21 protein-coding genes are annotated in these 18930 nt (G+C 68.6%); 10 read left to right on the top strand and 11 right to left on the bottom strand.

The window, feature by feature from the left end; genetic code table 11:
• Nucleotides 1–75: 75 nt before the first annotated feature.
• From NCO8_RS12170 to NCO8_RS12135, 8 genes are all read right to left on the bottom strand, one after another.
• Nucleotides 76–453, bottom strand: coding sequence for a VOC family protein (locus NCO8_RS12170; protein ID WP_067639020.1), 378 nt, complete (start codon nucleotides 451–453; stop codon nucleotides 76–78).
• A 529-nt stretch (nucleotides 454–982) separates the two neighbouring features.
• The gene (locus NCO8_RS12165; RefSeq protein ID WP_067639018.1) at nucleotides 983–3703 is read right to left on the bottom strand and encodes a fumarate reductase/succinate dehydrogenase flavoprotein subunit; all 2721 of its coding nucleotides are present in this window, start codon (nucleotides 3701–3703) and stop codon (nucleotides 983–985) included.
• The gene (locus tag NCO8_RS12160; protein ID WP_067639016.1) at nucleotides 3700–4434 is read right to left on the bottom strand and encodes an ABC transporter ATP-binding protein; all 735 of its coding nucleotides are present in this window, start codon (nucleotides 4432–4434) and stop codon (nucleotides 3700–3702) included. Before NCO8_RS12160 ends, NCO8_RS12165 begins: the two co-directional genes overlap by 4 nt.
• Nucleotides 4431–5273, bottom strand: a complete 843-nt coding sequence (locus tag NCO8_RS12155; protein WP_067640052.1) for an ABC transporter permease — start codon at nucleotides 5271–5273, stop codon at nucleotides 4431–4433. Before NCO8_RS12155 ends, NCO8_RS12160 begins: the two co-directional genes overlap by 4 nt.
• Nucleotides 5274–5410: 137 nt before the next feature.
• Nucleotides 5411–6838: an ABC transporter substrate-binding protein gene (locus tag NCO8_RS12150; protein WP_067639013.1), complete on the bottom strand. Its 1428-nt coding sequence runs from the start codon at nucleotides 6836–6838 to the stop codon at nucleotides 5411–5413.
• Between the two features lie 17 nt (nucleotides 6839–6855).
• On the bottom strand, nucleotides 6856–7083 hold the full coding sequence (locus NCO8_RS12145; protein ID WP_019046727.1) for a 4Fe-4S dicluster domain-containing protein: 228 nt from the start codon (nucleotides 7081–7083) through the stop codon (nucleotides 6856–6858).
• Nucleotides 7084–7854 carry a GntR family transcriptional regulator gene (locus tag NCO8_RS12140; protein ID WP_067639011.1) on the bottom strand — a complete coding sequence of 257 codons (771 nt, stop codon included), beginning with the start codon at nucleotides 7852–7854 and terminating at the stop codon, nucleotides 7084–7086. It lies immediately after the preceding gene.
• A gap of 177 nt (nucleotides 7855–8031) precedes the next feature.
• Nucleotides 8032–8703 carry a PaaI family thioesterase gene (locus NCO8_RS12135; protein ID WP_067489130.1) on the bottom strand — a complete coding sequence of 224 codons (672 nt, stop codon included), beginning with the start codon at nucleotides 8701–8703 and terminating at the stop codon, nucleotides 8032–8034.
• A 100-nt stretch (nucleotides 8704–8803) separates the two neighbouring features.
• On the opposite strand from NCO8_RS12135, the gene NCO8_RS12130 reads away from it, so the two are divergent.
• A complete protein-coding gene (locus tag NCO8_RS12130) occupies nucleotides 8804–9454 on the top strand; it encodes an HAD family hydrolase (RefSeq protein ID WP_067639009.1) in 651 nt (216 codons plus the stop codon).
• Here NCO8_RS12130 and NCO8_RS12125 read toward each other — a convergent pair whose 3' ends face one another.
• Nucleotides 9455–9979, bottom strand: coding sequence for a DinB family protein (locus tag NCO8_RS12125; RefSeq protein ID WP_067639007.1), 525 nt, complete (start codon nucleotides 9977–9979; stop codon nucleotides 9455–9457).
• 96 nt (nucleotides 9980–10075) lie between these two features.
• On the opposite strand from NCO8_RS12125, the gene NCO8_RS12120 reads away from it, so the two are divergent.
• On the top strand, nucleotides 10076–10552 hold the full coding sequence (locus NCO8_RS12120) for a hypothetical protein (RefSeq protein WP_067639005.1): 477 nt from the start codon (nucleotides 10076–10078) through the stop codon (nucleotides 10550–10552).
• 46 nt (nucleotides 10553–10598) lie between these two features.
• Here the strand turns inward: NCO8_RS12120 and NCO8_RS12115 are convergent, their stop codons facing one another.
• Nucleotides 10599–10859: a hypothetical protein gene (locus NCO8_RS12115; RefSeq protein ID WP_067639003.1), complete on the bottom strand. Its 261-nt coding sequence runs from the start codon at nucleotides 10857–10859 to the stop codon at nucleotides 10599–10601.
• Nucleotides 10860–11033: 174 nt separating this feature from the next.
• Between NCO8_RS12115 and NCO8_RS12110 the strand changes: the two genes are divergently transcribed.
• The 4 genes from NCO8_RS12110 to NCO8_RS12095 all read left to right on the top strand — a co-directional run bounded on the left by NCO8_RS12110 (nucleotide 11034) and on the right by NCO8_RS12095 (nucleotide 14527).
• The gene (locus NCO8_RS12110; RefSeq protein WP_067639001.1) at nucleotides 11034–12035 is read left to right on the top strand and encodes a YeiH family protein; all 1002 of its coding nucleotides are present in this window, start codon (nucleotides 11034–11036) and stop codon (nucleotides 12033–12035) included.
• 59 nt (nucleotides 12036–12094) lie between these two features.
• On the top strand, nucleotides 12095–12679 hold the full coding sequence (locus NCO8_RS12105) for a YdcF family protein (RefSeq protein WP_067638999.1): 585 nt from the start codon (nucleotides 12095–12097) through the stop codon (nucleotides 12677–12679).
• Nucleotides 12676–13596, top strand: a complete 921-nt coding sequence (locus NCO8_RS12100) for a LysR substrate-binding domain-containing protein (protein WP_067638997.1) — start codon at nucleotides 12676–12678, stop codon at nucleotides 13594–13596. The genes NCO8_RS12105 and NCO8_RS12100 overlap by 4 nt, the downstream gene beginning before the upstream one ends.
• Before the next feature lie 100 nt (nucleotides 13597–13696).
• On the top strand, nucleotides 13697–14527 hold the full coding sequence (locus NCO8_RS12095; RefSeq protein ID WP_067638995.1) for an IclR family transcriptional regulator: 831 nt from the start codon (nucleotides 13697–13699) through the stop codon (nucleotides 14525–14527).
• Here NCO8_RS12095 and NCO8_RS12090 read toward each other — a convergent pair whose 3' ends face one another.
• Nucleotides 14528–16219 carry an FAD-binding dehydrogenase gene (locus NCO8_RS12090; protein ID WP_067638993.1) on the bottom strand — a complete coding sequence of 564 codons (1692 nt, stop codon included), beginning with the start codon at nucleotides 16217–16219 and terminating at the stop codon, nucleotides 14528–14530. It abuts the gene before it with no gap.
• Nucleotides 16220–16311: 92 nt separating this feature from the next.
• Between NCO8_RS12090 and NCO8_RS12085 the strand changes: the two genes are divergently transcribed.
• The 4 genes from NCO8_RS12085 (at nucleotide 16312) to NCO8_RS12070 (ending at nucleotide 18923) form a co-directional block, all read left to right on the top strand.
• Nucleotides 16312–16524 carry a hypothetical protein gene (locus NCO8_RS12085; RefSeq protein WP_067488734.1) on the top strand — a complete coding sequence of 71 codons (213 nt, stop codon included), beginning with the start codon at nucleotides 16312–16314 and terminating at the stop codon, nucleotides 16522–16524.
• Between the two features lie 316 nt (nucleotides 16525–16840).
• Nucleotides 16841–17371: a cutinase family protein gene (locus NCO8_RS12080; protein ID WP_245655324.1), complete on the top strand. Its 531-nt coding sequence runs from the start codon at nucleotides 16841–16843 to the stop codon at nucleotides 17369–17371.
• A gap of 43 nt (nucleotides 17372–17414) precedes the next feature.
• Nucleotides 17415–17993, top strand: coding sequence for a sugar O-acetyltransferase (locus NCO8_RS12075; protein WP_067638989.1), 579 nt, complete (start codon nucleotides 17415–17417; stop codon nucleotides 17991–17993).
• Nucleotides 17994–18044: 51 nt separating this feature from the next.
• Nucleotides 18045–18923, top strand: coding sequence for an NmrA family NAD(P)-binding protein (locus tag NCO8_RS12070; protein WP_067638987.1), 879 nt, complete (start codon nucleotides 18045–18047; stop codon nucleotides 18921–18923).
• Nucleotides 18924–18930 lie beyond the last annotated feature (7 nt).

The following is an 18930-nucleotide window of genomic DNA, read 5'->3' as shown; positions in this document are numbered from 1 at the left end:
GGTCCGCGCCGAGCGTGGGCGCAGCGAAAGGTCAAGCTGGGGAATGAGCACGGCTGAACCATGGCCGGCGCGCGCCTAGAGGTCGGGACGGTCGGAATCACTGCGCAGCACGCAGAACTCGTTGCCTTCGGGGTCGGCGAGGATCACCCAGCCCGAACCGTCGGGATTCCGGTGATCGGCGACGAAAGTGGCGCCGATGCCGAGCAGGCGGTCTACCTCCTGATCACGGGAGGTTTCGGGGCGCAGGCACAGATGGATTCTGTTTTTGATCGTCTTGGTCTCGGGTACCTGGTTGAAATGGAGTACCGGGCCCTCTGCGAGCAGGACTTGAGTCTCCTCGGCGCCCGGCCCGTCCTCCGGATGTGTCGGGCTGTCGGTGACACTGCTCCAGAAGAGCGACAGCGCATAGGCGTCCGCACAATCGATCGCCACGTGCTGCAGCAGAGAGACCATGGTGCAAGCATTCCCGAAACTGCACGCCCGACACCACAGAATTGCGGCAGCCGGTGAGCCCGGAACGTGGAGTGATCGCCGATATGAGGGGTGCGGCCTCGCACGGGGAGGCCGCACCCAGGGCTAGACGATTTCCGAGGTTCCCGAGCAGGTGACCACCTGGGGGCGAAGCCGTTGTTGTGCACCGTGAAGTCGGTGCGGACCATGCCGGTGCCCGTGGGGGACGGAAGCAGAGGGTGCTGCCGTTGCCGACGATGAATCCCACGTTGCCGCTTTGGGTTTCCGAACCGGAAGCGCGGGTGGTGTGGTTCGTCCAGTTCAGGGTGACCGTCGTCGTATAACCACCCCACGGGCAGCCTCCGGCGTGGATGGTGAAGTACGGAACGCCCGGGGCGCCGTACGGCTGCGCCCCGATGACCTGACCGCACCGGATATCACCATCGCGCCTGCGACTACTCCCGCCGCCGCTTTCCAACCAATATGCTTTTGCGCCGACATTTCTCGTCCTTCTTCAGGGGCGAACGGGTTGTCAGGCGACCGCATCGGCCGGGAGGGGGTCGGCGGCGGGTGTGCGGCCTGCGGCGGTGACCGCCCGGCGGGCGTAGGCGCGGACGTCGGCGTCGGGGTCGGTCACCGCGGATTCGAGGGCGTCGAGTGCGCTGGGGCTGTCCAACCAGGTGGACAGGGACAGGACCGCTGCCTTGCGGACGTCGAGATGGCGGTCGGACAGGGCCGCACGTAGCGGTTCGACCGCCACCTCCGGGCTCACACCCGCCAGGCCTTTCGCGGCGCCGACTCGAACCTGCCAGGCGGAATCGCGCAGTGCGGCGACGAGACCGGTGATGTCGTCGGTGCCGAGGGCGGCGTAGGCGGTGAGCGCGGCGGCGCGGACCAGCGGGTCAGGGTCGGCGACCAGGGTGCGGATCACCTCGTGACCGCCCGCCCCGATCGAGGCAAGCCCCTGGGCGACCGCGATGCGCACCTCCCGGTTGGCATCGCCTGCGTTCGAGGCGACCGCGGCGTCGTCGTCGAGCGAGACCAGCGCACGCACCGCCTCGATCCGCACCCGATGATCCGTATCACCCAGTGCGGCACGGAATTCCGCGGCCGTCCCTGCTCGCAGTGCGCGCAGCAGATCGACTACGGTGGCACGTACCAGCGGGTCGGGGGAGCTGAGATGCCAGGCCAGTTCGCCGGGCCCGGGCAGGACCTCCACCAGTTCGCGCAGGCTTTCGGTGGCCGCACGGCGCACCGAGGCGGCCTCGTCACCGAGGGCACGTACCAGTTCGTCGGCGAATCCGTCAGGGGTGTTCTCGGTCAACACCGACAGCGCTGCTACCCGAACCACCGGATCGGAGTCGTTCAAATAGCTCGAAATATCCTCGACCGCAGGTGAATCCAGTGCGAGCAACGCGACCAGTCGTGGCGAGGACGGCGACACCGGCGCGGCAACCTCGCGCACCGGCGCCTCCCGCTGAGGTGCCCGGGTGCCGACCAGCTCCGGCTGGTCGATCACCTCGACGATCGGCTCGGCCGACGGCACGTCGTCGAGGCCGGGCACCGGCACCAGATAGGGCGCCACCGACCGTTTGACGAACTGCATCTCCCCGTCGGCGGTCTTGCGCAGATTCAGGTGGAAATTCCACGACTCGTCGTCGCGGTCGGGCAGGTCGGCGCGATCGTGGTAGAGCCCCCACCGCGATTCGGTGCGCGTCAGCGAACTGCGCGAGGCCATCTCGGCGCAGTCCCGGATGAACTGGACCTCCACCGCGCGCATCAGCTCGTGCGGTGTGGTCGCGCCGATCCCGTCGACCTCGGCGCGCATCCGCTCGAAGGTCTCCACCGCGATCGACAGTTTCGCCGCCGTCTTCGGCGGCGCCACATAATCGTTCACGAACCGGCGCAGCTTGTACTCGACCTGGGTCTGCGGCGGACCCTCGGGCTGCCGCAACGGACGATAGATCAGCTCGTGGGCCTCGGCGAGCTGATCGGCGGGCAGCGAACCCGGCGCCTCGACCTCGGCCAGTGTCGACGCCGCGTGCGCACCCGCGAGGTCGCCGTAGACGAACGCGCCGATCATGTAGTTGTGCGGCACGCACGCCAGGTCACCGGCCGCGTACAGTCCGGGAACCGTGGTGCGCGCGTTCTCGTCCACCCACACGCCCGAGGCCGAATGCCCACTGCACAAACCGATTTCGGAGATGTGCATCTCGATGTCGTGGGTTCGGTAGTCGTGACCGCGGTTGGCGTGGAACGTTCCGCGGGTGGGGCGTTCGGTCGTGTGCAGGATCGATTCGAGGGTGGACAGCGTCTCGTCGGGCAGATGTGACACCTTGAGATAGATGGGGCCGCGCGCGGATTCGATCTCCTGCTTCACCTCGGCCATCATCTGGCCCGACCAGTAGTCCGAATCCACGAACCGTTCACCCTCGGCATTGACCTGATAGCCGCCGAATGGGTTGGCCACATACGCGCAGGCCGGGCCGTTGTAATCCTTGATCAACGGGTTGATCTGGAAGCACTCGATGCCCGAGAGCTCGGCGCCAGCGTGATAGGCCATCGAGTACCCGTCACCGGCGTTGGTCGGGTTCTCGTAGGTGCCGTAGAGATAACCCGAGGCGGGCAGCCCGAGCCTGCCGCACGGACCCGTTGCCAGGATCACCGCTTTCGCGGCCACCTCGACGAATTCGCCGGTGCGCGTGTTCAACGCGGCCGCACCGACCGCCCGTCCGTTCGCCGTGAGGACCCGCACGGGCATCAGCCGGTTCTCGATGCGGATCCGCTCGCGCATCGTGCGCTGACGCAGCACCCGGTACAGGGCCTTCTTCACGTCCTTGCCCTCGGGCATCGGCAGCACATACGAGCCCGAGCGGTGCACCCGGCGCACCGCGTACTCGCCGTACTCGTCCTTCTCGAACTTCACCCCGTAGCGTTCGAGTCGCTGCACCATGGCGAAACCTCTTGTCGCAGTTTGGTACACGGTGCGCTGGTCGACGATGCCGTCGTTGGCGCGGGTGATCTCGGCGACATAATCCTCCGGTTCGGCCTTGCCGGGGATGACGGCGTTGTTCACGCCGTCCATTCCCATGGCCAGCGCACCGGAGTGGCGCACATGCGCTTTCTCGAGCAGCAGCACGTTCGCACCGGCCTCGGCGGCGGTGAGCGCGGCCATCGTGCCCGCGGTACCGCCACCGATCACGAGCACATCGCAGTCGAGGCGGACGCGGTCGTCCAGATCGGGAATGTTCACAGCGACTCCAGGATTCGGGACCTCAGCGCGCTCCGGTCGACCGGTTCGCGCGGGTCGGGGACCTCGACGACCGCGCGCAGCGTGCCGGCGCCGAGCACGGCGATCCGGTCGCCGAGGCGCAGCGCTTCGTCGAGGTCGTGGGTGACGAAAACGATCGTGGTGGGGTGTGCGCGCCAGGTGTCGACGAGCAGGCGCTGCATCTCAGCGCGGGTCTGGCTGTCCAGCGCGCCGAAGGGTTCGTCCATGAGCACCGCGCGCGGCGAACCGGCCAGGCTGCGGGCGAGTTGCACACGTTGGCGCATCCCGCCCGACAGATCGCGAGGCAGATAGTCGGCGTACCCGGTGAGCCCGACCTCGCCGAGCCAGCGCAGCGCCTGTTCCCGGCGCTCCACTCGCGCGACACCGCGAAGACGCAACGCCAGTTCGACATTGGCGCGAGCCGTGCGCCACGGCAGCAGCGCGTCGTCCTGGAAGACCAGCGCCCGATCCGCCGACGGCCGGGTGACGACATCACCGTCGGCCCGGATCGTCCCGCCGCTCGGCTCGCGCAGTCCGGCGATCGCGCGCAACAGGGTGGACTTGCCGCAGCCGGACTTGCCGACCAAGACGAGGATCTCGCCGGCGCCGATCGACAGATCCAGTTCGCGGACAACGGTTCTGGTGCCGTAACCGACGCGCACCGATTCCAGATCGAGGCGCATGCCGATCGAGACGGCGGTGGCGATGGTCATGAGGCGACCTCTCTCGGCAGCCAGCGGGTCGCCCGCCGACCGGCCAGTTCGACGATTCCGGAGGTGAGGAAGCCGAGCACGCCGATGGTGATCATGCCGACGAACACGGCCGGGTAGTCGACGATGGTGTAGGACTGCCAGGTGCGGTAGCCGATCCCGAGGCGACCGGAGATCATCTCCGCGGAGATGAGGCAGATCCAGGCCACCCCCATGCCCACCGACAACCCGCTGAACACGCCGGGCAGAATCCCGGGTACCACCACCCTGGTGAGTACCTCGCGCCGCGAGGCACCCAGGGTGCGGACGGCGTCCTCCCAGATGGTCGGCAGCGCGCGCGTCGCGTGCCGGGTACTCACCAGCACGGGGAACAGCGACGCGGTGAAGGTGATGAAGACGATGCCCGACTCGTCGCTGGGAAACAGCAGGATCGCCACCGGGACCAGCGCGATCGCCGGAATCGGCCGGATCAGCTCGGCCAGTGGCCCGAACACATCGGCCAGCAACCGCGACCGACCGAGCCCGATCCCCGCCGCCACCCCGACCACGGCCGCCAACCCGAATCCGGTGACGATCCGGATCAGCGACTGCCCCACATCCAGGTAGTACTGCCCGCTCCCGAGGTGCTGACCGAACTCGGCGATGATCTCGGTCACCGTCGGCAGGGTGTCGAACCGCAGGCCGGCGCGCACATCATTGGCGGTGAGCAACTGCCACAGCCCGATCGCCGCCACCACCGAACCGACCCGGATCAACCGGGACCTCCAACCAGAGGCCTCTGCGGCGCCGGGTGCGTCCGTCCGAGTTGCTTGCGGGCCGGACGCGCCTGCGTCGCCGGCGATGGAGGATGAGCCGGGGGCTGGGGGAGTGACAGCGATGCCGGTGTCGATGTCACCGGTGGATGGTGGGTCGCTGCGCGACTGAACGGAAGTGGCGTCGGCGCCGAGTGTCGCAGGGTCGTCCGAGCGGGCGGTGGGGCTCATCCGCGGACCTCTGTGACGGCCTGGTCGTACGTGACCTGTGCGGCCGCCGGGTGTGTGGCGCGGTATCGGTCGGCCGCGGCCTGGGTGGTGAAGGGCAAGTAGCGGGCATCATCGCGCAACCAGATTGCCTTGTCCGCGAACCAGCGCGTGCGGAGCTCGGCGTCCGGGATGTAGGCCGCGCGAACGGTCTTGCCCTGCGCCTTGGCCGCCTGCACAGCCCTCAGCAGGCAGTCGGGATTCGCGGCGGGCTGCGGCTTGTCGGCGCCCTCGACCCACACTTCACCTGCCAGCGCCGGATCACTCACGGGCACAGCGCAAATCGGGTCGGTGCCCGTCACCTTGCTGGGGTTCGTCGACTCGGCCAGGGTCGCGTCGTAATCGCGGCCGGTCTCGGCGAACGCCTGCCGCAGCGGCCCGTCCTCGACGAACGCATCGATATCGAGGTCGGCGAAGTCACCGATCGACTTCAGGTAGTTCACATCGCCTTTGAACGCATCGATCAGCTTCGCCTTGAGGGTGGTGTCGAAGCTGGTGCCGCCGGGCCCGTTGTAGAGGTACACGACCTCCTGCGGCAGACCGGAGCCTTTGGCGACGAGATCCGCTGCCTCGAACGGCTTTTCGTTGAGGAACGCGGTCGCGTCGAGTTGCGCGGCCAGGAATGCCTGCAGCACCTCGGGGTGCTCGGCCGCATACGCCCGCCGGGCGACCACCCCGTGGAAGGTCGGCACATTCAGCTCGGCACCGTCGTAGAGCAGCTTGGCCTTGTTCTGCTGCACCAGCAGACCCGGCCAGGCCACGAACTGCGACAGCGCGCTCACCTGATGCGATTCCAGTGCCGTCGCCCCGACCTGGGGTTGCTGGTTGAGCACCTCCACACCCTTCGCCGGATCGATTCCCGCCCGGCTCAACGCCTGCACCAGAGTGCCGTGACCCGCCGAACCCACACTGGCCGAGATCTTCTGCCCGGCCAGGTCGGTCAGCGAGCGCGCGGGCGAATCCTGCGGCACCACAACCATGTTCAGCGCGCCCTTGGGGTTGTAGCCGGTGATCGACACCAGCTCGGTGCGGGAACGCTCGGCTGCCTGGGTGCGTGAACCGTTGATCAGCAACGGGTAGTCACCCATCGACCCGATATCGATCTTCTCCGCCACCATCTGGGCGGTGATCGGCGCACCGGTGTCGTAGTCCTGCCACTCCACCTGATACTTCGCACCACCCGCATCGGTGATGCGCTGCAGGCGCTGTTCCAGGTAACCCTGCGCGCGCAGCAGCGTGCCCGCGGTGACGGTGTTGATGGTCTTGGACTGATAGCCGATGACGACCTTGACGGTGCCGGCCGGTGCGGCCGTCGAACTTTCGAGCGAGCACCCGGCCGCGGCGAGGGCGACGGCAAGGGCGACGGGCAGCAAACGAGTGATCTTCATGCGTGGGGTTCCCGGGTTCAGCGGAGCAGGTAGGGCATGTTGACGGTGACGGCGCCGGTGGGGCAGCGCGCGGCGCAGGGGCCGCAGTACCAGCACTCGTCCACATGCATGTACGCCTTGCCCGAATCCTCGTGAATGGCAAGGGAATCGAGCGGGCACATGTCGACGCACAACGTGCAGCCGGTGATGCACAGGGATTCGTCGATCGTCACGGGGACGTCGGCGCGCTGGGGCACGAGGGCCATCTAACGGACCTTCCATTCGGGTGCGCTGCGCACGAGGCTGCCGCGCATGGTGATTCGATCGCCGCGCATGCGGATGTACTCGAGATCGACGGGTCTGCCGTCGTCGAGGCGGGTGAGCCGCTCGAGCATCAGCAGCGGCGCACCGGCCGGGGCGTCGAGGGTGACGGCGGTGTGCGGGTCGGCGGCCACCGCCTCGAGGGCGATCTCCGCGTCGCCGAGCGATCGGCCGGTGATCTGTTCGAGCAGGACGAACACATCGGTGCTCGCGAGATCATGGGCCAGCACCTCGGCACCGATGTCCGGGACGAGGTAGGTCAGGTCCAGGCTCAGCGGCAGGTCGGCGAGGAACCGCAACCGCTCGATGTAGACCACCTGCTCGCCTGGTGTGAGCCCGAGCCTGCGGGCCACGGCGGACGGCGCGGTGACGGTGCCCGCCACACGCACTTCGTTGCGCACCGTGCCGTGCTCGGCGAGGGTTTCCTGCAAACCGAGCAGCACGTCGAGTCCGTGGTCGAACTTGCGGGCCGCCACCCGGGTGCCCACCTTCGGGGCACGGTCGATGAGTCCCTCGTCGCGCAGCAGCGCAAGCGCCGCGCGGACGGTATTGCGGGAGGCGCCGTGTTCGGCGGCCAACTCCTGCTCGCCGGGCACCGTGCCGTCGAGCGCACCCGACAGGATCTGGTGGCGCACCACGTCGGCGACGCGACGAGCCCGATCGGCGCGCCGGTCGTGCCCCGGCTCTTTCGTGCCTGTTCTCTCGCTGACCTGCATGAACAGCGACGATAGTGGCGATTACGCCGATGCCCGCGGCACGCGGAACGGCACGAAATCGTACCGATCTGTTTGCGCCGGGTGGCGGGTCGCGCGACCTGCGCGAACCCGGCCCGCTACGGGCATTGCGCCACCCGGCGCCACGAGGACGGCCTTGGAATCAGGCCGATCGTAATGTCAGGGCTGCCCCGGCTTGAGCACGATGAACAGGCCGTTGGCCTCGGCGCAGAGACGGTCACCGTCGTGCATGGTCGCCTTCAGGTACACCTTGCGGCCGTCGCGCCGTTCGGCATGGGCGCGCACGGTGAGTTCACGGTTGAGCGGGGTAACTGATCGATAGTCGACGGTGAGCGAGGCCGTGCGGGTCACCGCACCGGTGGCCAGCGCGGCGGTCATCCCGAGGATGTCGTCGAAGGCGAGCGAGATGTGCCCGCCGTGCGCGGCCTGGTTGCCACCCAGGTGGAAGGTGCGGAAGGTGACCTTCGCGGTCACCCCGTCGCGGTCACCGCTGACCACCGTGTACGGCGGCAGAGTGATGTTGCCGCGCGCGGGTAGATCGGTGCGCGTCCAGCTCGGCGAGGACCACTCGTCGACCACGGCCTCGTCCAGGCGGGCATTGAGCTGCTCGAGCGCGACGATCGTCTCCTTGGCCAGCTCGTCGGACGGGTTCGCCAGTCGCGCGCGGTCCATCAGCTCGCGCACCTGCTCGATGAACTCGCCGTAGTGCGGTCCGCCGATCAGGGTGTCGCTCTCGCTCGCGCGCGCTTCGATGAGTTCGGCCATCGGCCGGAAGCCGCCCTCGTGATGCGTCTGGTCGGGCCGCGAGTCGCCGACGTTCTTCTCGTCCATATGCAACACGTTATCGTTTCCGAGCTGGGCGTTCGCGCGGGGGACCGCCGCCGGTCGGTTAGGCTCGATGCCGATCATCATCGACGGCGAGAGGCTTGGTATGAGTATCGCGGCGGTTGTGTTCGACATGGACGGTGTGCTGATCGACTCCGAGCCCGTCTGGGAAAAGGTCCGCAAAGACTACGTCACCGTCAATGGTGGTCGCTGGCAACCGGATTCGCAGCAGCGCATGATGGGCATGTCCACCGTGGAGTGGTCGTCGTATCTGGCCGACGAGCTCGGTGTCGCGCAACCGGCCGACAAGGTCGCCGCCGATGTCATCGATCTGATGGCCGACGAGTACGCCCAGCACCTGCCGCTGCTGCCCGGCGCGGTCGACGCCGTTCGCCGCTGCGCGGATTCATGGAAGCTCGGGCTCGCCAGTTCTTCTCCTGCCTCCCTGATCGCGCTCGTACTGGAGAAGGCGGGGCTGATGGAGAGTTTCGCGGTCGTGCTGTCCACCGAGGAGGTGGGTCGCGGCAAACCCGCGCCCGATGTGTATCTCACGGTCGCGCAGCGGTTGGGAGTCGACCCGAAGAACTGTGCGGCGGTTGAGGATTCGACCAACGGCCTGCGATCCGCGCACGCCGCGGGGATGCGGGTGATCGCGGTGCCGCGCCCGGAATTCCCGGCCTCGGCCGAGGCGCTCGCCCATGCCGAGGCGGTGCTCGACGGTCTCGATCAGCTCACCGCCGACGTGATCACCGGCTGATCAGAAACTGCCGGTCACACCGTCGATGCGTTCGCGCAGCAGATCGGCGTGCCCGTTGTGGCGGGCGTACTCCTCGATCATGTGCAGATACACCCAGCGCAGCGTGTAGCCGTCGGAACGCCACGGCACCTGGAACACATGATCGAGGGAGAGGTCGGCGACGGCGGCGTCGCAGGCGGCGACTTCGGCGTGGAACAGGTCGAAGACCTCCGGTGCCGGACGCGAATCCAGGTCGTCGAAGTCGGCGTCGGGTTCGAGTTCGGACGCGTACACCGGGCCGATGTCCTCACCGGCGGCCGACACCCGGAACCAGCCGCGTTCGACCTCGGTGAGATGACGAACCAACCCGAGCAGCGACAGGTTCGACGGCGGAACCGAACGTTTCGCCAGCTGCGCGGCGTCGAGCCCGCCGCATTTGTTGAGCAACGTCTGACGATGGAAGTCCAACCAGGACTGCAACATCGGGCGTTCGTCGGCGCCGACCAGGGTGCGGGTCGGCACGAGTTCGGGCGCCTGCCAGGTCATGGGTGCGAGGCTAGTCGTCGTCGTCCGATCCCGCAGTCCGATTATCGCGACGATGCCGGTCACGGGTCGAGGGGCGGCGTCCGGCACACTGGCCGGATGGGTGCCGAGCATGTCGACCTGCCCGAGGTCGTGGTCCACGTCGGTGACGGTGCGGGTGCGCCCCGCGCCGTCGACCCCGCCCGTCCCGGCGCCGATGCCGTGAACCCTGCCCCCGACCACCCCTTCCTCCTGCTCACCCGGGGGCCGGACCACATCCAGGCCCGCTACCTGCCCGACGGCACCTACGAGATCGAGCACATCGCGAGCACCGACCACCGCCATCTGTTCACCACCGACGCGGTGTTGGTGCGCGATGTCGTCTGGTCGTGGATCCAGGGCGACACCTGGTGGTCGCACACCGTCGCCTGGACGACCGTCGACCCCGCGCTCGCCGAAATCGATGCCCTCCGTGCCGAACTCACCGACATGCTCGACGGCATGTCCCTGCTCGACAGCGTCACCGACGACCTCGACGCGGCTCTCGCCCGAGCCGACGAACTACTCACCGCCGAACCGGATTTCGACGACGGGTGACGGCGGAAAGGTCGCCGCGGTGACGAACACCGCGGCGACCCTCCCGTCAGTCCTCGTCGCCCTCGCACCAGTCGTCGAATGCCTCGAACTCGGCCTCGTACTGGGGTGGGACGGAGTCTTCGACCGCGTCCTCGATGGGATCCCACATCCGGTTGCAGTTCTCCGGGGCAGGTGGCCAGGACTCGATGTACTGGACCAGCGGGGTCTTCGGCGCTTCGGGTTCCTCGGCGTTCGCCACCGCGGCCGAGCTCAGGGCGAAGGTACCCGCGACGGCCGCGGCGGTGACGATCCGGTAACCAGCTCTCACAACATCCTCCTGTCTTCGGCGGCACTCCATGCCGGCTCGATTCTGCCTCCGCCTTACCCACGGACCGCTTGTCCAAGCACGCGGGCGCAGCCGTGTCGCGGCATAAGCCACACTTATGTGCTCGTCGTGGATCGGGATCTACCCGGGGGTGCGCGGCCCGGCGATGGTGGGGAGGTGAATCGCGTAGGAACTGTCGCGCCGGGCCTGGCTCTGGCACTGCTGCTGGCCGCCGTCGCCACCCCGGTGGGTAAGGCGCTGCCGATGGCCGGAGCGCCGGTGGTGGCCCTGATCGCCGGCGCGGTGACCGGAATGTGGTTGCGGCGCCGGGGGAGTACGAGGTTCGAACCGGGCCTCGACGTGGCCAGGCAGCGGGTGCTCGGGTGGGCCATCGTGCTGCTCGGGCTCGGTCTGCCGATGGGTTCGGTGCTCGGTGTGGGGCGCGAGACCGCTGTCGTCCTGGTCGGCACACTCGTCGCCGGTGCCGTCGCCGCGTTCGTCGTCGGGCGGATGCTCGCCGTGGACCGTGAGTCGGCGACTCTGATCGCCGCCGGGTCGACCATCTGCGGTGCCTCCGCCATCGCGGCTGCGACGGCGGTGCTCCGCCCCGATCGGCAACGGGTGGCCTATGCACTCGGCACCATCTTCGTCTTCAATGTCGTTGCGGTACTCGTCTATCCACCGCTGGGTCGGGCGATCGGGATGTCGCCGCAGGCGTTCGGACTCTGGGCGGGAACCGCCATCAACGACACCTCCTCGGTGCTGGCCGCCGGGGTGGTGTTCGGGGCGGGCGCCGCGCAGTTCGCCGTCGTGGTGAAGCTGGTCCGCAGTCTGGCCATCGTCCCGCTCTGCCTCGGCCTGCATCTGGGGCGCCGACGGATGGCCGAGCGAACGGGCACATCCCCCGGCTCGCTGCGCGAGAGCTTCCCTTTGTTCGTCGTGATGTTCGTGGCGTCGTCCATCGTCGCCGCCACCGGGATCCTGCCCTCGGCTCTCACCGAGCCCCTCGCCGCGACGAGCGGCTGGTTGATCACCGCCGTCCTGGCCGCCATCGGCACATCCCTGAGCCTGGACCGCCTGCGGTCCGCGGGTCCACGGCCGCTGCTCCTCGGCGGCGCCATCGGCGTGGTGCTCGGCACCTCGAGTCTGGCGCTGATGGCGCTCACCGGCTGGTGCTGAAACCCGAGGTCAGGTGCCTATTCGGCGCCCGGCGGAGATCATCGTGGTTTGCTGGAGAGGTGCGCACACGAAGCCGGATCGCCGCCGCCGCCCTCGGCGCCATGCTGTGGGGCGAGTGGGTGAACTGGCGTGCGTCCCGAACCGAGACGCGCCCCGACACCGGCGGATCGGAGGCGGTGGTCGTGCTCGGATACCGCAATGCCGGTCGCAGCGCCAACGCCATGAACCGATGGCGAGTGCGCGCGGGTCTGCGTTCCCGCGACCCAGGGGCGAGCGAATCGCGGCTGGTGCTGTGCGGCGGTGCCTGCGCGGGGCCCGACACCGAGGCATCGCTGCTGGCCCGCTACGCGCGCGAACGCGGGTACACCGGTGAGCTCGTGCTCGAGGAGAACAGCCGATCCACCTGGGAGAACATCGCCTTCGCCCTCCCGTTCCTGAAGGACGTCGATCGGATCAAGATCGTCTCCCTGCCGACGCACGCCGCCGTCGCACGCCGCTACCTCGCGGAGCAGAGCCCCGAGCTCGCTACCCGCCTGGTGCGCGGGCGCGACTACCGATTCGGGGAGTGGATGCCGCTCAAACCGGTGATCGCGCTCTACGGGGTCGCGAAGAACCTGCGCCGCACACCGGCGACCGGTGCGTGATGCTGCCACCGGGAACCCCCGACCTCGACGTCCTCGATCTGCTGGTGTCGGTCGCCGAGCTGGGTAGTCTCGGCGCCGCCGCGCGCCGGCACGGCATCACCCAGCCCGCCGCGAGCATGCGCATCAGCGCCCTGGAACGCCGAATGCGGGTCAAACTGCTCGACCGCGGGCCGACCGGATCGGAACTCACCGACGCGGGCCGCGCCGTCGTCGAGCACGCGCGGCCGGTGCTCGCGGCCGTGCGCGACCTCGTCGACGACATCGACCGGCTGCGTGCCGCCCAGGCCACGCGCCTGCGGATCGCCGCATCGAAAACCATTGCCGATCATCGCATTCCGCATTGGCTGGCGGCGTTGCGCACCGACCATCCCGAGGTGATCGTCGCCCTGGACGTCGAGAATTCCACCCAGGTCGCCGCCCTGGTCCGCGACGGCGCCGCCGATGTGGGTTTCGTCGAGGGCCCACACCCGCCGACCGGGCTCGGCAGCCGGGTGCTCGGCTCCGACGAACTGGTCGTCGTCGTGGCGCGGGACCACCCGTGGGCGCGCCGGAAGACCCCCGTGACACTCGCCGAGCTCGCCCACACGGCCCTGCTCTGGCGTGAACCCGGCTCCGGCACCCGCGACACCGTCTGGGACCTGCTCAGCAGCGAGGGCGCACCGGCGGGCCCGGCCGCCGAACTCGGCTCGGCCGCGGCCATCGTCGCCGCCGCGCGAACGGGGATGGCCCCGGCGGTGCTGAGCCGCCTGATCGCCGCACCCGATCTGGCCACCGGCGCCCTGGTCGAGGTGTCCTCGACCGATGCCACCCGCCTCACCCGCAAGTTCCGGGCCATCTGGCGGCGTAGCAGCCCACCGACCGGCCCCGCCGAGCTCCTCGTCGAGCGCGCCGCCCGCCTCGAAGAGGCCCGCCGCTAGCGAATTCGGTCGGGGTGTACCGCTCGGTCCAGCGAAATGGTGCGTCGGCGGCACGGACAGCTCTAGGCTGTATTCGCTACACACTGTGGAGGTTGGATCTATGACGGTCGACATCGTGACCGAACCGGCGACGGAGGAACTGTGGACCGGATCGGCCCGCTCGGCCGGCACACCGCCTACGTCGATGATCGAGCGGATGACACTCATCCTCGACGCCTTCGACGCGACCACCCCGACCCTCACCCTGCTCGGCCTGGCCGAGCGCACCGGCCTGCCCAGGTCCACGGTGCATCGCATCCTCGATCAGATGATCCGATTGCGTTGGCTCGCACACACTCCCGGCGGCTACCGCCTAGGACTGCGGGTGCTCGAACTCGGCGGGCTCGCCGCCGAACACAACGAACTACGTGAAGTGGTCGGCCCGCTGCTCTACGACCTCAGCCAGCGCACGGGCCTGGTCGGGCACCTCGCCGTGCTCGACGGCCGCGAGGTGCTTTTCCTGGATCGCGCGGGCAGGCGCGGGCAGGTGGCGATCCCCACCCGCATCGGCGGCCGGTTACCGGCCCACTGCACGGCCCTCGGCAAAGCGCTGCTTGCCACGCTCGAACCCGGTATCGCCGAGGCTTCGCTGCGCGGCAACACCGTCGCCCGCACGGCCCGCACCATCATCGACCGGGTGGAACTGCACCGAGAACTGGCCCGCATCCGGCACCGTCAGGGCGTGGCCGTCGACACCGAGGAATCGCTGCCCGGCGTGGGCTGTGTCGCGGTGCCGATCCGTGGCCGAGGGGTGGCGGTAGCCGCGATCTCGTTGTCGGGCACCGTGAACGGCGACCGCGCCGCCCTCGACACCGCCCGGCTGGCGCGCGCCCTCGCCGAGGTCGCCAACGAGGCATCGCGCGCGCTGACACCCCGGCACGGGCGCGGCTGACTAACTCCGGCGCGCCATCGCCCGGCCCGCGGCGCGGCCGGAGAAGATGCAGCCGCCGAGGAACGTGCCCTCGAGCGCGTTGTACCCGTGCACGCCGCCGCCGCCGAACCCGGCGACCTCACCGGCGGCGTACAGGCCGTCGAACACCGAGCCGTCCGGGCGCAGCACCTGCGAGTCGAGGTCGGTCTGCAAGCCGCCCAACGTCTTGCGGGTCAGCACATTGAGCCGCACCGCGATGAGCGGGCCGTGGGCCGGATCCAGGATGCGATGCGGGGTGACCACCCGCTGCAACTTGTCACCGATGTACTTGCGGGCGGCGGTGATCGCCGCGATCTGCGCGTCCTTGGTGAAGGGGTTGGTCACCTCGCGATCGCGAGCGACGATCTGCCGTTCCAGTTCGGCGGCATCGAGCTTCGGCCCGCGCGCGATCTCGTTCATGCCGTCCACCAGGGCGGGGAGCGAGTCGGCGACCACGAAATCCACACCGTGCTGCTTGAACGCCTCGACCGGACCCGGTGCGCCCTTGGCGAGGCGGCTGCGCAGCGTGAGCTTCCAGTCCTTGCCGGTGATGTCGGGGTTCTGCTCCGAGCCGGAGAGGGCGAACTCCTTCTCGATGATGGTCTGGTTCAGCACGAACCAGGAATAGTCGTAGCCGGTCGACAGGATCTGGCGCATCGTGGCATTGGTGTCGAAGCCGGGGAAGCACGGTGCGGGCATGCGTCGGCCGTTCGCGTCGAACCACAGCGGCGACGGACCGGGCAGGATGCGGATGGCGTGATCGGGCCACACCGGATCCCAGTTGTTGATGCCCTCGGTGTAGTGCCACATGCGATCACGGTTCACCAGCGCCGCGCCCGCGCTCTCGGAGATGCCGAGCATCCGCCCGTCGACGTAGGCCGGTACGCCCGAGATCATCGTCTCCGGGCACGGGCCGAGGCGCTCGGTCGGCCAGTTGCGGCGGATGATGTCGTGCGCGTGCCCGATACCGCCCGTGCTCACCAGCACCGCAGGCGCCTGGAAATCGAAGTCGCCGACCACGTCCCGGTTCGAGGCGACACCACGCTCGGTGTCGCTCGGTGCGAGCACGCTGCCGCGCACACCGGTGACCGTACCGTCGGTGACCACCAGTTCGTCGACTCGGTGGCGGAACGCGAACCGCACCAGGCCCTCGGCCTCACCGGCCAGCACGGGTTCGAGGAACACCCGCAGGACCTCCGGACCGGTACCCCAGGTGAGGTGGAAACGGGGAACCGAATTGCCGTGACCGTCGGCGAGGGAGCCGCCGCGTTCGGCCCAGCCGACGATCGGTGTGATGCGTAAACCCAAGGCGTGCAGGTAGTCCCGCTTCTCGTCGGTCGCGAAACGCACGTAGGCGCGTGCCCACTCCACGGCCATGCTGTCCTCGCCGTCGAGGCGGTCGAAACCGGCCGACCCCATCCAGTCCTGCAGGGCGAGGTCGTAGGAATCCTTGATGCCGAGGCGGCGCTGCTCGGGGGTGTCGACCAGGAACAGCCCACCCAGCGACCAGAACGCCTGCCCACCCAGATTGGCGCGGTTCTCCTGATCGACCACGAGCACCTTGCGTCCGGCCAGCACCAGTTCGTGGGTGGCGACCAGGCCCGCGAGCCCGGAGCCGACCACGATCGCGTCGGGGGAGAAATCATCGGTGGGCTGGGGTGCTGCGCTCGACATGTAGGAAAGCTAGCATTGCTGCGACGGTGACCGGGGGGAGTCCTGGAATTCACCTGACCAGCGATGTTCACCGAAGAAAGGCTCGAGAAACCATGAAGGTCCGGATCCGCGCGGGCGCCGCCGTGCTCGCCCTCGCCGTGCTGGCGTCCCTCGGCGCCACCTCCTGCGGCAAGTCACGCTGGTGCGAACGCGACCTCGGCGATGTGCACGTGGCCGACTCCTACTGCGAGAAGAACACCCCCGGCTACGAGTGGGAACCCGACAACGACAAGCCGAAGTACAAAAAGAAGTCCAAGAAGAAGTAAAACCCTCGGGCGGCCCTGTGCCGCAGGCGATCCGAGACGCAACCGTGGCGCAAGGGATGCGCAACGCATGCCGTGCCGAAGCCGATGACCGGGTATTCCACCTCTGAGCACACCGAATGCCGTTGAGGCAGACGGTAACTGCTCGGTTCTCTAATCCTCACAACGGCGTGAGCAGGTGGTCCCCATGGCCTATCGGAAGGTAATGCGTATCGGTTGGAAGCGCACAGCGACAATGCTGTCGGTGTGGCTTCTCGCCACGGGAATCGGTTCGGCGATATCGCCCGGACCTACGGCGTGGGCACAGGGTTGTGCCGCAGTGGATGTCGTAATCGCCCGTGGCACAACGGAGCCCGGATATCTAGGGGCCGCCGTCGGGGACCCGCTCTACGCGGTCCTGCGCGAGCATCTGGCGGTGGACACCAGTGCGCACCGCGTGGAATACCCCGCAGATCTACTGGTGCCGTCCTCGGTGAGCGACGGAACCCGCGCCATGACAGGTCATCTCGTCGCCCTCTCGGCGGCCTGCCCGGACCAGCGGTTCATTCTGGTCGGCTATTCGCAGGGTGCGGTGGTCACCCACGGTGTGCTAGGTTCTCCTGCCGCACTGGCCCTCCCGGGCATGTGGACCCTCCCGCCCGAGCTGTCCCACCGTGTCCTCGCGGTGCTGCTGTTCGGTGACCCACTCCGCCTCGTCGGCGGAACAGCCCACCCCTGGTACGCGGATCGCACGCAGAACTACTGTGCCGCAGGCGATCCGGTGTGTGCGGGCGGCATCTTCCCCGCCGCCCACGGCACCTACGAATGGGCCTTCGCCGATGCGGCGGGACAGGTGAACGCCCGGCTGTGAAGTCGCCCGCCGGGGTCGGCGACCGGTAGTCCAGAATCGGGAGATGGCGAGCGAGAACATTATGCTGATCCACGATCCCGAGCTGCTGGAGCGGGGCGAGCGGGTGCTGGGCGAGGAGTTCCGGGCCATGCACGAGCGGGTGCTCGCGGTGACCGCGATGACGTCCCGGCTCAACGCACTGCCCTTCGACGACGAAACGGGAAAGGCGGAACTGCTCGAGCAGATCCTCGGGCGTCCGCTGCCCCCGAAGCTCACGATCTACCCGCCCTTCTACACCGACCACGGACTCGGTCTCGACATCGGGGAGCGGGTCTTCGTCAACCAGGGGTGCACGTTCCTCGACTACGCGGGGATCCGGCTGGGCTCCGGCGTGATGATCGGCCCCAAGGCCACCTTCATCACCATGGGACACCCGGTCGACCCCGAGGAACGGCGCCGGTTTCTCACCGGCGCACCGATCGATATAGCCGACAATGTCTGGATCGGTGCCGGGGCGACAATTCTGCCCGGCGTCAGTATCGGACGCGACTCGGTGATCGCGGCCGGTGCGGTGGTCGGTGACGACGTGCCGGAGCGGAGCCTGGTGGCCGGTCCCAAGGCGTCGGTCCTGCGCACGTGGTGACACCGGCATTCGCGGACGGAAAGTGACCGCGATGGCTTCTATCGTGCGGTTATGGGAAATCGAACGAAGAGGATCGCGGTCACCACGCCCACCGGACACGTCGGGTCGCGGGTGGTGCGGCTGTTGGTGCAGGCGGGAGTTCGGCCGCGGGTGCTGATGCGGCACCCGGACCGGCTCGACGATGGCGTTCGGGAACTGGTCGAGGTGGTGCAGGTCGACCAGGGGGACGCGGACGCCGTGGTGCGGGCCACCGAGGGGGCCGATCGGTTGTTCTGGGTCGACCCGCCCGCGCTGGTGGACGGTGATCCGGTAGCCGGCTACGCGCTGATGGGTGCCTCCGCGGCGCGGGCCGTAGTCGAGAACAGCATCGAGAAGACGGTGTTCCTCAGCAGCGGGGGAGCCGAGAAACGTTCCGGCGCCGGAGAAATCGACGGACTCGCACGCACCGAGGAGCTACTCGACGCCACCGGTGCCGATGTGCTGCATCTGCGATGCGGGTACTTCTTCACGAACCTGCTGCCCCAACTCGACGAGATCCGGGCGGGCACCCTGTCCACGCCGTGGCCACTGGACCACGCCATGCCTTGGGTCGATCCGCGCGATATCGGCGAGGTCGCCGCGGTGCGCTTGCTGTCCGACGACTGGTCGGGCCGCGTCGTCCAGGCGGTCCACGGACCCGAGGATCTCACCTTCGCGCGCGTGGCCGAGATCCTCGGCGCACAACTCGGGCGCGACGTCACCCCGATCCAGCTCTCCGACCAGGAGTTCCGCAACGCCCTGCGATCGGCGGGGCTCGGTGACGGCCAGATCGACGGAATCGCCGGAATGGCAGCGGGTCTCAGCACGGACTACATCCCGGAGGACCCCCGAACCCTGCTCACCACCACGCCGACGACTCTGGCCGAGTGGATCTGCCGTCAGCTGCGCTGATCACCGA

Source organism: Nocardia coubleae NBRC 108252 (assembly GCF_001612805.1).
Lineage (GTDB): Bacteria > Actinomycetota > Actinomycetes > Mycobacteriales > Mycobacteriaceae > Nocardia > Nocardia coubleae.
The sequence above is the reverse complement of the archived record's forward strand: the minus strand, read 5'-3'. Positions and strand labels throughout refer to the sequence as shown.